This window comes from Vibrio sp. PNB23_22_6 (genome assembly GCF_052877535.1).
The window spans coordinates 1-639 of sequence record NZ_JBNFXP010000074.1; the positions used below are offsets into that span (position 1 = coordinate 1).

1 pseudogene is annotated in these 639 nt (G+C 40.2%); it reads left to right on the forward strand.

The window, feature by feature from the left end:
• Window positions 1–143: 143 nt before the first annotated feature.
• A pseudogene (locus tag ACVA54_RS19670) lies at window positions 144–563 on the forward strand (acyltransferase family protein); the annotation flags it as partial.
• Between the last annotated feature and the right edge of the window lie 76 nt (window positions 564–639).

The following is a 639-nucleotide window of genomic DNA, read 5'->3' on the forward strand; positions in this document are numbered from 1 at the left end:
CATGCGTTCTCCGTTTGTTTCAGTGTAAACGGAAAACCTCTAATTGCGAGCGACCAGTTTTTCGGGGAGGGTTACAGGGTGATTAGAGTATGGGAAACAGTATCTAGACACAAACTCTGACAGGTGCCGAGTTAAAATCAATGATGAATTTTAGAAATGACATAAATGGATTAAGGGCAATAGCCGTCATTGCTGTGGTTCTTTTCCACTTTAACCCATCTTGGGTTCCAGGTGGTTTTGCTGGTGTAGATGTGTTCTTTGTTCTCTCTGGCTTTTTGATGACGGGGATTATTTTTAGAGGGTTAGAGAACAATAATTTCAACTTGTTTAAGTTTTATGTAGCTAGAGCTAACCGGATTATTCCAGCGCTTGCTGTTTTGTGTCTTGTTCTCTTGATTTTTGGTTGGTTTTATCTCACACACGTAGACTATAGCTCATTAGGAAGACATGTGGTGAGTAGTATCGTTTTCCTATCGAATGTGACCTATTGGAGTGAGTCTGGATACTTTGATGCAGCTTCAAATGAGAAGTGGCTTTTACACACATGGTCTCTCTCTGTCGAATTGAATAGCCACCAAATCAGTAGACACTCTTTAACTTGATTTCATATTGCTTTTCATACTCTACTGGCGACAACTG